A 12438-nucleotide genomic window follows, 5' to 3' on the forward strand; every position below is an offset into this window, starting at 1 on the left:
CGTTCGCCCTGAGCCTCTGCGGGGGAGGACTCCTGCACACGCGGGCATGCGGAACGCAACGTCCGCCGGATCTACCTAGCCCAACGCCAACTCCCCGACCTTCTGATCCCCGCTCATCTCCCCTGTCGGCCGGAACCCGAGCCCCAGATAAAACCCCTCGGGGCCGTCCTCGCCCGGGTGCCAGGTGGTGGTCAGGCGGGTGCCGCCACGGCGGCGGATTTCAGCGGCCACGGACTCGACCGCGAAGCGGCCATAGCCGCGGCCCTGTTCGCCGGCCGCGATGTTAAGCCGCCACAGGCCCGAGCGGATGTCGGTGCCCCTGCCGTCGCCTGCGAAGTCGATGTCGAGGAAGGCCATGAGGAAGCCGACGGGTCGGTCGCCGTCGAAGATGATGCGGGGCCAAGCTACGCCTGGGTACACGTACGCCTCGGCGAGGGACTTCACGACGGGCGCGACCAGGTGCTCCTGGTCAGGGCGAACCTTCAGGCCGATCGCGACATCGAAGTTGGCGGCAGTGACCTTTGCCAGTCGGAGCGTAGTCGTCATGCGGGAACCGTAAGCCAGCGGATCAAGTGATTTTCCCGATGCTGCACACCCCCTGCAGACGGCGACACCGCCACCCTCCCCTCGGCTCCACGCTGTGGTCCACGAAGCGCGACTTTGGGCCGAACACCCCGACCCGACACTTGACGAAAGAGATAGGGGCACCCCCCGGGCTGTCGGTCTGCTCGGCGCATGTCCAGAACCCAGGCGCCGAGTTCAGGGCAGCGGTGCCTTGGGGGGCACGTCGAGGGTCAATGGGGTGCTGCGCCGGGTGCGGCAAGGGCGGAGGCACTGTCGTAGCGCAGGAGCGATTCGTCGTTGATGAGCGGGATCACGCTGGAGCACAGGTCATCGGCCGCGGGAGAGTCGACACCGGCACGGCGGACGGCGACGGCTGCGGTGGCGCCGGCGAGCTGCACGGAGGGGTGATCGGTGGAAGTGTCGCGTAGCAGATGCTGCAGTGGGATGCCGCCGATGCGGGACGAGGGCGTGGCACCCGAGGTGCGGCCCAGGAGGCCGATCCGTTCGTCGGTGAGTGTCTTCTGCTCGTCGGTGAGCACGCTGACGGGCTCTCCCAGGCGCTTGTCCCAGTGACGTGCAGTTTCGGCGATGCAGGGCACGAGCATTTCCAGCAGCGGGAAGGGACCGGAGTCGACATGGAGGACGTCGCCCTGTGGCCGGGTGGCACGCAGCTCGAACAGGATGTCGGTGACCTCGCGGCGGGTGGAGGCGGCCCAGGCGGCTTCCAGCCGGTCGTAGAACGCCTCGGTCGCAGCCGCTGGATCAGCGTGAAGGCTGGCTACCAACTCACCGCCAACCCCGCCGAGACCGCGGCCCTGTCCCAGATGCTCGACACCTGCGACATCCGACCCCACCGGGCGGCACCGGCCGGGAACTGCGCCCGGTAGGCCGCCGGAGTTCCGGACAACCCCTTTCCGTGCCCCGACTCGCCGCGGGGGAAGAGCAGGACCCCTCCGCCCAGGCACTCTTCCTCCGCGGCGACCCCACCACTCCGACCCCCAAGCGGCCATCGGCTCCGACCAGGGAACGGGCAGGCGTGACCTGAGCCGCTGGCCCTTCGGACGTCCACCTTGCTGGCCGGTGCGGAGTCCGGTGCTCGGTGTCGTAGCCGATGCCTGGAGCATCAGCCGGACCGGGTAGCCCTCCGGTCAGCGGCTCGCCGCAGAACCCGCGCCGCTCAGGTCGTGGTGGATGACGCGGGCCGCTCCTTCGATGGTTCCTATGCCGTAGTCCATGGTGCGGCTGCCGGTGGAGAGGACAGCCATGCCGTAGTCGTGACCGCCGCCGGTGAAGGCTCCCACGCTGTGAACCCGCCATCCGCCGGCGGTGCGTGGCAGCCAGCCATTCTTGATGTGCACCGTTGCCGTGGCGGGTGATCCGGCGGGCACCCCCCACTTCTGGCCGGGCGTGACGTGATTCATCAGGTCGAGGGCGTAGCCGCGCGACGCGGGGCCGAGCACCGCGTTCTCCGTCGTCAGTAGCTGCATCAGCCGGAGCTGGTCACCGGCGGTGATCTGGGTGAGGCCCCAGCTCTTCCCGGAGCCGGGAACGGTATGCCGCATCTGTGCCAGAGCGAGGAACCTTCTGAAGCCGGCGGCGCCGATCTTTGAGGAGGCCGTCGGAGGGCGCTGTCACGTTGGCTGGCCCGTGGGTTGATCTTCGGGTTGATCACGTTGGGGGGAGTCGTCCGTGGTGGGTGCACCGCCGTCGTACAAGGGGCACCGGTACCCGGTCGAGGTCATCTCGCACTGCGTGTGGCTGTACTTCCGGTTCCCGCTCAGTTTCCGTGAGGTGGAGGAGCTGATGTTCCAGCGCGGCGTGATCGTCTCCCACGAGACCGTGCGCCGCTGGTGTCTGAAGTTCGGCCAGGCGTACGCCGGCGCGCTGCGCCGCCGGCGGCCCCGCCCCGGGGACAAGTGGCATCTGGACGAGGTCTTCATCAAGATCAACAGTGAGCAGAAGTACCTGTGGCGGGCGGTCGACCAGGACGGCAATGTCCTGGACATTCTTGTTCAGAACCGGCGGGACAAGGCCGCAGCCAGGCGATTCTTCCGCGGGCTGATGACGAAGACGGGCAGGGTGCCGCGGGTGGTCGTCACCGACGAGCTGCGTTCCTACGGCGCCGCTCACGGCGAGGTCATGCCCTCGGTGGAGCATCGCTCGCACAAGAGCCTGAACAACCGGGCCGAGAACAGCCACCAGCCGACGAGGCAACGTGAACGGGCGACGAAGGGCTTCCGCAGCGTGGGCGGGGCCCAGCGGTTCCTATCCGCGTCCAGCGGTATCTCACCCCACTTCCGACCCCGACGCCACCTGATGACCGCATCCGAACACCGAGCCGAAATGACCACCCGCTTCACCATCTGGGAGCAGATCACCGGCGTCACCGGCCGACCTACCGCGGCCTGAGCCCAGGCCGGCACCCGGCCCCACCACACCTCGACGCACCGTCAGACACCCACGCACCCAACAACGTGACAACGCCGACGGAAGAGCTGCGGGAGCAAGCCGGAGAAGCTTCTCAGGCGGCCCTCGTGAATGTGGCTGCCCAGGTTGGCTTCATCCTGGCCGACAGCGTCAGGGATGCAGCTGATGCGGCGGTGGATCACATCGCCGACGCCAACGCGCTGCGCCATGGCAGCGGGTCTCTCGATGTGATGGCCTTGTCGCACGTTGCCCACCCGGTGCATGGAGAGAACGTGGCCCGGGTGCGGTATCGGCCGGGCTACGTCAGGGGCGCCGACTGGGCGGCGTTGTAGACGGCCTGCGCCTCATGACCGAAGTGGGTGGAGCTCATGTTGGGGCCTTCCTGCCAGCCAAAGACGCCGATGATCTGGCTGGGGTCGTCGTAGCGGGAGAAGGCTCCGGACTGGAGGCCCGTGCCGGTGGTGGGGTACGGGTTGGTGGTCACCTCGAAGCCCGCACCGAAAACACCAGCGGGGGAGGCGGCGTCACGGGCACGCAGGTCGGCAAGGATGTTCGCCGAGCTGGTGTACAGGAAGGGCGGCAGTTGCAGGGTGATCCCCTTGACGATGCCAGCCCAAGGGCCCGATGCCTGGAAGCCGTTGGTCTGGGAAGGGAAGTCGGTCCCTGGTACGCACCAGATCGCCGGCCCGCCCGAGTCGCGTGTGCCGGGTCGGCAGCCCGCACCCGGCGGGCGCGATCGCCCAGTGCAATGACGGCACGTACAGCTACGCGGCGAAGTTCCGCGGCACCTGCAGCCACCACGGAGGCGTTCGCTACTGGTACAAGTAGGCGGCAGGCCCGCGAACGGCGCGGCCGCTGCCACGCGGACCGCACGCGGTTCCCCGGGTCTCCGCCGGTCGGTCCAGGGCGAGCCTTCCCTGGACGGTGGCCCGCCTGCCCGGACGATTCCAGATAGGCGTTGGGCACCGACTGCGGCGGTTGGCGAGTGCTGATACGGCTCACCCCGGCGGTGCTTTGAAGGGCCGCGCGTCCGGCGGCGGCCCGTTCCGTGCCACTGTCGAAGGCCGCGATGGTGCTGTCTGCCGGAGTGTCTCCACGCGCCCGAGGGTCTCCAAGGCGTCCTGGCACGGCTCGCTCGCCTGCGGGCCGGGCAGTGCGGTGACCGGGACAACGATCCGCATTGCGACGTCGACGAGCGGCTCGGGCATCCGCGGCTCGGCGTCGGCGAACTCGCGGGCGGCGTTGATGTTGTTGGTCTGGACGGCGAGCACCGCCGGTCAGCTGGAGCAGACCCCTGTCCGGGCCCGGACGACTCCCTCCTTGGCACCCTTCATCGGCCCCTCGTTCCGCAGTGTGGCGGGGCGAGGCTGCGATGGATGTTCGAAAACCCAAGTGCGTCGGTTCGTATGGGTCTGGGAACATGCCCGGATGGTCCACCGTTTCGAGCCCCTGGTCATCCGGCACGCCCACCGCCTTCCCTCCACCCCTGGTCCAAGCGGGCAAGGGGATGTCGTGGCACGGCAGTTCGACGCGGCGCTGATGTCCGTGGGATTCAAGCTCTCGGCAGACCTGTTGAAGCACCTGTCGGCGCTGTCCGAGGGGACGGTCGTCGATACTGCCGTACGGACGCTGGAGACCGTCCGGGCGATGGTCGGGGACCACGTTCAGCACAACGCGTACTTCATCGACTTCCCGGCCAATGTGCCGGACACATACGAGTTCTGGCACCAGTGCATCGCCCAGGCGCTCGCCGACCACATCTCCCGCGAGGGCACGCTCGACCAGCTCCGCACCGGCGCGGTGGACCTGCTGACCCTGCCCTCGTACGGGACGTACCAGCACACGTACGCGGCGATGCTCGCCGTGCACGACGAGCTGATCGCCGCGGCGGGCGACCGCGTGACGGTTCTGCACCTGGGCGGTGCGCCGGACGACGAGGTCAGCGCGCTGTACCTGGCCCTGGCCGGGAGCACGACGCCGCTGGGCGACGAGGCCCTGCTCGATCTGGCGGCGCTTGCGGGCCACTGCGTGGACGGCCCTCAGCCCGAGGCGATTCCGGTGCGGGAGAACCGCGCCGTCGTCAACCGCGCCCGGCTCGAGACCGGGTCGGACCTCCTCGTCGACACCGTGACCGACGTGCTGCGTCTCGCGTGCGCGCTGTCGGACAGCGATGTGACGCTCACCGAGCCGACCCGGTTCCCGTCTCCCTCACGCCGGGTCCGCCGCGCCCTGCTGGCGGGTCTCGACGCCGTCGTCGCGGCGTCCCCGGCCAAGCTGGCCGACGTGGCGGCGCACAGCGAGGCGTTCAAGCGGCTCGGCGAGCGCCTGCACGCGCACGAGTACCGGGCGCGCTGGCCGCACGCCGCCGAGGTGTTCGCCGTCGCCCGGGGCGAACGGGAGGCCCGGTCCCTCGACAGCCGGGTCGAGGAACTGCTCGGCGCGGGCGACGTCACCGGAGCCGTACGGCTGCTCACGGCCGCGCCGGGCAGGCTGTTCCGCGCGCTGGACCGGCTGCTGCGCGTCGGCGCCACCCAGGAGAAACGCGAGGCGGTGGTCGCGGCCGCCGAACAGGTGGCCCCGCAGGTGGCCGGCCGGGTCCTGCTGTCCGTGCGCGAGCACCTTCACAACCGCACCGAGCAGCACGAGGACGGCGGTGGGCGCCGGGTGTTCGTCAACCGGCTCGGACGCGCCTGGGTCACCGACGACACCCGCGCCCCGATGCCCGCAGCCGAACGCGACCGCGTGCTCGCCGCCCTGGACGCCGAGCTGGGCCGCCGCCTGCCGGCCCCGGGACACCTGCTGATCGACCCGGACGTCCTGGACGTCGCGCTGCCGCTGAGCGGCCGGGCGACGGCGGCCGGCCTCGGCGTGCTGCCCCGCGGCTCCCGGTCTCCGGTCGACGGCGAACTGCTGCGGTTCTTCGTGTACTGGAAGCAGACGAGCCGCTCCACCGACTACGACCTGTCGGCGCTGATGCTGGACGCCGAATTCCAGACCATCGGGTGGCTGTCGTACACCGCCCTCACCCAGCTCGAGGGCGAGCACTCCGGCGACATCACCGACGCCCCGGACGGCGCCTCGGAGTTCATCAACCTCCGCCTGGGCGCCGCGCGCGGCGCCTTCATCGTCCCGCAGGTCAACATCTACTCGGGCGAGGGCTTCGAGGAGACCGAGGAGTCGTTCTTCGGCTTCATGCTGCGCGACGCCGACCAGCGGGGCCGCCCCTTCGAGCCGCGTACGGTCCGCATGAAGTCCGAACTGCGCGGCCCGGGCCGCGTCGCGCTGCCCCTGGCGTTCGTACGCGGGGACGACAGCAGGTGGCACGCCAAGTGGCTGCACCTGTACCTCAAGGGCAACCCCAACTCCAACCGGGTCGAAGGGAACCGCGTATCGGTCGCGGCGCTGCTGCGCGCCGTCGTCGAGCGCGAGCAGCTCACCGTCCGCCACCTCACCGACCTTATGGCCGACCGCGCCACGGCCACCACACGGTGGGACGGCACGACGGCGCCGCAGGGCCCGGTCACGTACATCGGGCTGGAACGTCCGGACGGACTGCACCCGGACTCACGGATCATCACGCCGGAAAATCTGCGCGACTTGATCCCTGGCTGACTGATAACGTCGACCCCGGCGAGGCCATGAAGGGACTTCCTTCTCACACCATTCTGAAATTAGCCCCTTCGCTTTCCTCGTCCCCGACTTGACGCCGGGTGCCACATGGCACCCGGCGTTGTCGTCTGCCCAGGCCCGATCCGCCCCTGACCCGGGCAAGCCCCGCCCCATGCCGGGCTTGCCCGGTCCAGCCGTCGAGGGTCCAGAGGCGGTACGGGCGAACCGACGGCGCCACCCCACCGACGCGCCTGACAGCCCTCAGCGCAGACGGAACACCGGACCCTGGGGTGTGAAGGGGAGCGAGGCACCCTCCGGGACGAGGTACGCGTGTTCGGTACGGACGCGGAGCACGTCGCAACAGCCGTCCGTGATGACGAGTACGGGGCGCCGTCGGCGGGAAGTCGTCCGCGCGCTGAAGGAGGTCGATGCCCGGCTGGAGGACGGTGCCGCCACGACCGTGCACACGGACCCAGCCGCCGATCCGCCAAGACCTGCCGCCGCCCAGGTCCCCTCAGCCCGCCGTCTGCCCGGGCTGGCGCCGCTGCGGTCCGGCCCAGGCATCGCGCCGTGGCCACCCTCGCTCGACATCGCTGACCACCGGGCGCTGCACGCCCAGGACGGTGGCGGCGTCTTGCCGGGCCCGCTGGTGCGCCCCCCTGCCTGTCCGGCGTGGAACGGTCCGGCCGGGTCTCCTTCACGTTCTCTCGGACCCGACCGTGGCCGTCGTCGTGGTCGCCATGACGGCGATGGGAGTGATCATCGGCGCCGTCGATGTCGTCTCCGTCGCGTTCGCCGAGGCCGGGGGCAACACGGCACTGGCGAGCATCGTGCTGTCCCTCTACGCGGCGGGATCATGCCTCTCGGGCTTCGTGTTCGGCAGTAGGACGATCACGCGCCCGATCGGCGGGCTCCTGAGGGTCGGCCTCGTCGCCACCGCGTTGACCACCGTGCCCATGGTGTTCGTCGGATCGATCGGCGCGCTGTCCCTCACGGTCTTCGTCGCCGGAGTCTTCTTCGCCCCCACCATGATCCCCAGCTCCCGGCTCATCGAGAAGAACGTCCCGCAGGCTTCGCTCACCGAGGCCCTCACCTGGTCGACCGCGGGCCTGAGCCTCGGCACCGCGATCGGTCCCGCAGCCGCCGGGCCCGTGATCGACGGCCTCGGCGCGGGCAACGGGTTCTGGATCGCGGTCGTCGCGGGCACGGCACTTCTTCTCCCCGCCGTGGTCCTGAGCGCGCCTCTGCTGCCTGACACCGACTGAGGGCCGGTCGTCGCCGGGGTGTCACCAGGGGGTGCGGTATCCGCAAGGAGGCGGGGCGAGCGCCGGTTTCGGGCCCACCTCGGCGCCGTGATCACGCGGTGCCCGGCCCACCGAGCGCTGCGCGCACACGGTGCGCATCTCCACCAGGGGCACGGGCCCGCCCGCTCCCTCGTGGCGCTGCGAGGGAGCGGGCGGGCCGGAACGGCGAGGGGCGGGCCGGGGCCGCAGGAGGCGGATTCCGGAGCGCACCGGGGTACGGGCGCGTCGGCTCCGTGCCGCACGAGTCGCGGGAGCGGTCAGGTGAGGTGGCCGCCGTACCGCTTCGTGGCGAGGTGGGTACATATCCAGGTGATGAGCCCCATGACCATCATGTAGGCCGCGATGGGCCACCACTGCTCGCCCGACCAGGCGTACAGGCCGGTCGCGATGAACGGGGACAGACCGCCCGCGAACACTGCGGCGATCTGGTATCCGATCGATACCGCACTGGATCGCACCTCCGCCGGGAACAGCGAGCCCATCATCGACGGCTGCAGCGCGTACATCACACAGGCCACGACGATGGTGACGATCATGGCGATCGTGACGGCCACCATGTTGCCGGTGTTGACGGTGAGGAAGAACGGGAAGGCCAGCAGCACCGAAAGCGCCGCCGCGGACAGGTACATCCGACGTGCGCCGAAGCGGGCCGACACAGCCCCGAAGTACGGGATCGTCAGGATCTCCACGAACGCCGCTATGAGCGCCGCGTTGAGCAGCGCCGCGCGTTCGAGGCCGAGCGCGGTGGTGCCGTAGCTGAGCAGGAAGACGGTGACGACGTAGAACACGGAGTTCTCCGAGAACCGCATGCCGCCCGCGAGCAGGATGACGCGCCAGTGGTCGCGGACCGCGGAGCGCAGCGGCATCGCGACCTGCTTCTTCTCCTTCACCAGCTTCTCGAACTCCGGCGACTCCTCCACCGAGACCCGGATCAGCAGCCCCACGATGACCAGCAGGAAGCTCGCGAGGAACGGGATGCGCCAGCCCCAGGAGAGGAAGGTCTGCTCGTCCATGCGGTTGATGAGCACGAAGGCGCCCGTCGACAGGATCGTGCCGGCGGGCACGCCCATCTGCGGCATGCTCCCGAAGAACCCCCGGCGGCCCTTGGGCGCGTGTTCGACGGCCATCAGCGCGGCCGCGCCCCACTCGCCGCCAACCCCGAAGCCCTGGACGAGACGCAGGAGCACCAGCAAAATCGGCGCGGCCACCCCGATCTGCCCGTAGGTGGGCAGCAGGCCGATCGCCGCGGTCGCCGCGCCCATCACCAGCAGCGTCACGACCAGGACCTTCTTGCGGCCCAGCTTGTCGCCGAGGCTGCCGAAGACCGCGCCGCCGATGGGTCGGGCGGCGAATCCCACGCCGAAGGTGGCGAACGCCAGCAGGGTGCTGATCAGCGGGTCGCCGGTGGGGAAAAACAGGTCCCCGAAGACGAGCGCGGACGCCGTGCCGTAGAGGAAGAAGTCGTACCACTCGATGCTGGTGCCGATAAAGCTGGCGAAGGCCACCTTGTGGGGTGAGACGGTGCGCCGTGGCGTCTCGTCGGCCGTTCTGGGGGGTGCCGTCGTGTCAGTCATGAGGTCTTCCGCCTTCGCTGGTGAGGGCCGCCGTGGTGGGCGGGTCGGGGGTGTGCGGCCAGCGGAAGAATCCCTGACCAGTCTTCTCGCCGAGCTGTCCGGCGGAGACCATGTCGCGCAGGATCCGCGGCGGCTCGAAGCGGGGGCCGAGGGTGGCCGCCAGATGCTCGGCGATGGCGAGCCGGACGTCGAGGCCGACCATGTCGCTCATGCGCAGTGGTCCGACACCGTGCCGGTAGCCGAGTTCCATCCCGGTGTCGATGTCCTCGGGTGGGGCGATGCCCTCCTCGACCATCCGCATCGCTTCCAGCCCGATCGCCACTCCGAGACGGCTCGTGGCGAAGCCCGGGGAGTCGGCGCAGCGGATCTCCGTCTTGCCGAGGTGGCGCGCCCACGCGGAGGCGGTGGCGACGGCCACGTCGCCGGTCTGCGGGGTGCGGATCACCTCCAGGAGCGGCGTGGTGGGCACCGGTTGAAAGAAGTGCATTCCGCAGAAGCGTTCTGGCCGGTCCAGGGCCGCGGCCATCTCGGTGACCGCCAGCGAGCTGGTGTTGGTCGCGAGGAGGCCGCCGTCGGCGACCAGCCGTTCGGCCTTCCGCAGGATCTCCGTCTTCAGGACCGGGTCCTCGGGCACGGCCTCGACGACCATGTCCGCGGGGACGCACTCGGCGAGGCTGCCGACCACGCGCGCCGAGTGCGCAGTGCCGTCGGGGGAAGCGGTGGCCAGCCGCTCGCGCGCCCGCCGTGCGGACGCGGGGTCCGGCTCGACGATCTGGACCGCATGACCGCGGGAGACGGCCAGTTCCGCGAGGCCCAGGCCCATCTTCCCCGCGCCGAGCACCAGGAGCGTGGCGGCACCGAGGTCGGGGACCGTCGAGGAATTCCGGTCCGGGGTCGTGGTGGCACCCGTGGCCGCGGTCGCGGCGCCCTGCGTCTCTCCTCCGGGACGGGCGCCCATGGCGGTCACAGCTTCGGGGCGAGCTGGAGCCCGCCCGCCACGTTGAGCGTCTCGCCGGTGATGAAGCTGGCTTCCCGCGACGCGAAGAACGCGACCGCCGAGGCGATGTCCTCCGGCGTCGCGACCCGGCCGAGGGGCGTCATGCGCGCATACCGCTCGAAGTTCTCGCGCCGGGTGTCGCCCATGCCCATGGCGTCGACGAACCCGGTTTCCACGGGACCGGGGGCCACCACGTTGCACGTCCCGCCGGTCGGGGCGAGGTCCTGCGCCACCGACCGGCACAGGCCCACCATTCCGGCCTTGCTCGCCGAGTAGGCGGGGTTGCCGCCGGCCAGCCACGTGCGGGAGCCGATCATGACGACACGGGCGCGCGGGCTGGCCGTCAACGCCTCCATGGCCGCGGCCGTCACCAGATAGGCACCACGCAGGTTGATCGCCAGCGTGGCGTCGAACGCCTCGAGTCCGGTGGTGGACATGGTCCCCGGCGGGGCGACGCCCGCGTTGTTGACGACGACGTCCAGGCGGCCGTGGCACCCCAGTACGGCGTCGACACCCGCCCGAACGGCATCCGCGTCCGTGACGTCCAGTCCGACGGCGAACGCGCCGTCGATTCCGGCCGCCGTCCGTTCGGCGGCGGCCAGGTCCCGGTCGCTGACCGCGACGGCGAAGCCGTCGGCGGCCAAGCGGCGGCAGCTTGCGGAGCCGAAGCTCCCCGCCCCTCCCGTGATCATCGCCACGGGGCGCCCCCGCGCCGCAGTGGGTGTGTCGTTCATCGTGTGTCCTTCCCTCGTCGAGGTCGTCATGCGACGTCGGTCCCGGCCGCGTTGGCGCTGCGCACCGGCAACACGGCGTACTGCTGCCACCCCGTGACCACCCGGTGGTGGCCGGCGAGGAGATCACCGAGTTCCGGCGTCGGAGCGTCCACCCACAACGGCCCGCCGGCGAGCGCCGCCAGCTTCTCGGGCGTCGCGGCGAGGAGCAGGTCCGCCGGTCGCAGGCGCGCCAGGAACGCCGCGTCCAGCTGCTGGTTTCCGCGCCCCAAGATCATGCCCTGTCCGCCCACGGGGGACAGGAGCAGCCGCGGACGCCGACCGGCGGTGAGATCCGCCAGGCGCCGGGCGTCCACGTCGCGGCCGACCGTCGTCCCGCCGTCCACCACGTCGATCCCGAGCAGGGTGTTGTCCACCCCGAGGGCGCGGGCGGCGGCGGCGACGGTCGTGCCCGGTCCGAGGACCCACAGGTCGTGCTCCCGCATCCGGCGGGCGCACTCGGCCGCGAGCCCCGCGACCCCGGCGGCGTCGCCCCCGGAGCTGCCGGCCCCCACCTTGCCTCCCTGCAACCCCGCCGTCCGGGCCGGGACGGGCAGGTGGCCGTGGAGGGAGGTGGAGAGCACCCCGGCGCGCCGGGCCTCCTCGTCGTGGTCCACCACCTCCGCCTGGCGGGTCGTCACGGCGCGCCCGGCGGCTGCGGCGCGCAGCACCTCCGCGGCCAGCAGTCCCGCGGTCCGCGGCGAGCGCGCGAACACGCCGGAGTGCATCTTCACGCCGCCGGGTACGCCGACGACCGGGGGCAGGCCCTGGCCGTCGGCTCCGGCGGCTCCGGCGGCGCCCGCGGCGTTCCGGTAGACGGCTGCGACGTCCCGTGCGGTACCGTCGCCGCCCGCGACGAGGACGACGTCGACGCCCCGGTCCAGCAGTGCGGTGACGGTGCGCCGGGTGTCCTCGGGAGTGGTCGTGCCCGCAGGAGCCCGGTGGACCACCCCGACGCGGCAACCCGCGGCCCGGGCCGCGTTCTCGCCCAGGCCACCGCCCCCGGTGAGCACGGGTGTGTCGGGCCAGGCCTCGACGAGGGCGGCCAGCGCGTCCCGGGCCCGCCGCGGCGCGGCCGCGACCGCGCCGCGCTCGCGGGCGCGCCGCTGGGTGTCGGCTCCGTCGCTGCCCCGCAACCCGGCCGGGCCGCCGATGCCCGCGACGGGGTTGATGAGGAGTCCTACGGTCGGCAT

The 12438-nt window shown here is 71.2% G+C and carries 14 protein-coding genes and 1 pseudogene; 5 read left to right on the plus strand and 10 right to left on the minus strand.

What is annotated here, in order from left to right; all coding sequences use genetic code 11:
* Positions 1-75: 75 nt before the first annotated feature.
* From AMK22_RS32680 to AMK22_RS32690, 3 genes are all read right to left on the minus strand, one after another.
* Complete coding sequence (locus AMK22_RS32680; RefSeq protein WP_073791010.1) at positions 76-546, minus strand: GNAT family N-acetyltransferase; 471 nt, start codon at positions 544-546, stop codon at positions 76-78.
* Between the two features lie 248 nt (positions 547-794).
* The gene (locus tag AMK22_RS32685) at positions 795-1349 is read right to left on the minus strand and encodes a hypothetical protein (protein WP_073791012.1); all 555 of its coding nucleotides are present in this window, start codon (positions 1347-1349) and stop codon (positions 795-797) included.
* 363 nt (positions 1350-1712) lie between these two features.
* Positions 1713-2126, minus strand: a complete 414-nt coding sequence (locus AMK22_RS32690) for a hypothetical protein (protein ID WP_199883372.1) — start codon at positions 2124-2126, stop codon at positions 1713-1715.
* A 127-nt stretch (positions 2127-2253) separates the two neighbouring features.
* Between AMK22_RS32690 and AMK22_RS32695 the strand changes: the two genes are divergently transcribed.
* Complete coding sequence (locus AMK22_RS32695) at positions 2254-2973, plus strand: IS6 family transposase (RefSeq protein WP_199883373.1); 720 nt, start codon at positions 2254-2256, stop codon at positions 2971-2973.
* Between the two features lie 65 nt (positions 2974-3038).
* Positions 3039-3323: a hypothetical protein gene (locus AMK22_RS32700; RefSeq protein WP_143203625.1), complete on the plus strand. Its 285-nt coding sequence runs from the start codon at positions 3039-3041 to the stop codon at positions 3321-3323.
* Here AMK22_RS32700 and AMK22_RS40285 read toward each other — a convergent pair.
* Positions 3290-3475, minus strand: coding sequence for a hypothetical protein (locus AMK22_RS40285; protein ID WP_199883375.1), 186 nt, complete (start codon positions 3473-3475; stop codon positions 3290-3292). The two genes, AMK22_RS32700 and AMK22_RS40285, sit on opposite strands and share 34 nt — an antisense overlap.
* Positions 3476-3615: 140 nt before the next feature.
* On the opposite strand from AMK22_RS40285, the gene AMK22_RS37840 reads away from it, so the two are divergent.
* Entirely contained in the window at positions 3616-3819 is a 204-nt protein-coding gene (locus tag AMK22_RS37840; protein ID WP_079186527.1) for a DUF3761 domain-containing protein, read from the plus strand.
* A 170-nt stretch (positions 3820-3989) separates the two neighbouring features.
* On the opposite strand, the gene AMK22_RS32715 is transcribed toward AMK22_RS37840, so the two are convergent.
* On the minus strand, positions 3990-4262 hold the full coding sequence (locus tag AMK22_RS32715) for a hypothetical protein (RefSeq protein WP_073791015.1): 273 nt from the start codon (positions 4260-4262) through the stop codon (positions 3990-3992).
* Positions 4263-4419: 157 nt separating this feature from the next.
* Between AMK22_RS32715 and AMK22_RS32720 the strand changes: the two genes are divergently transcribed.
* A complete protein-coding gene (locus AMK22_RS32720) occupies positions 4420-6603 on the plus strand; it encodes a TerD family protein (RefSeq protein WP_073791016.1) in 2184 nt (727 codons plus the stop codon).
* 258 nt (positions 6604-6861) lie between these two features.
* Here the strand turns inward: AMK22_RS32720 and AMK22_RS41425 are convergent.
* A pseudogene (locus AMK22_RS41425) lies at positions 6862-7084 on the minus strand (DUF2201 family putative metallopeptidase); the annotation flags it as partial.
* 235 nt (positions 7085-7319) lie between these two features.
* Here AMK22_RS41425 and AMK22_RS32730 point away from each other — a divergent pair.
* Complete coding sequence (locus AMK22_RS32730; protein ID WP_073791017.1) at positions 7320-7865, plus strand: MFS transporter; 546 nt, start codon at positions 7320-7322, stop codon at positions 7863-7865.
* A gap of 296 nt (positions 7866-8161) precedes the next feature.
* On the opposite strand, the gene AMK22_RS32735 is transcribed toward AMK22_RS32730, so the two are convergent.
* The 4 genes from AMK22_RS32735 to AMK22_RS32750 are packed head-to-tail and all read right to left on the minus strand — an operon-like array spanning position 8162 to position 12438.
* Positions 8162-9478 carry an MFS transporter gene (locus tag AMK22_RS32735; protein WP_079186525.1) on the minus strand — a complete coding sequence of 439 codons (1317 nt, stop codon included), beginning with the start codon at positions 9476-9478 and terminating at the stop codon, positions 8162-8164.
* Positions 9471-10436: a 3-hydroxyacyl-CoA dehydrogenase family protein gene (locus AMK22_RS32740; protein ID WP_079186528.1), complete on the minus strand. Its 966-nt coding sequence runs from the start codon at positions 10434-10436 to the stop codon at positions 9471-9473. Before AMK22_RS32740 ends, AMK22_RS32735 begins: the two co-directional genes overlap by 8 nt.
* A gap of 5 nt (positions 10437-10441) precedes the next feature.
* Entirely contained in the window at positions 10442-11209 is a 768-nt protein-coding gene (locus AMK22_RS32745; protein ID WP_073791020.1) for an SDR family NAD(P)-dependent oxidoreductase, read from the minus strand.
* 26 nt (positions 11210-11235) lie between these two features.
* Positions 11236-12438 (minus strand): ATP-NAD kinase family protein, encoded by a 1203-nt coding sequence (locus tag AMK22_RS32750; RefSeq protein WP_073791021.1) that lies wholly within the window; start codon positions 12436-12438, stop codon positions 11236-11238.

The sequence above is a fragment of the Streptomyces sp. CB01580 genome (assembly GCF_001905795.1).
Taxonomy (GTDB): Bacteria; Actinomycetota; Actinomycetes; order Streptomycetales; family Streptomycetaceae; genus Streptomyces.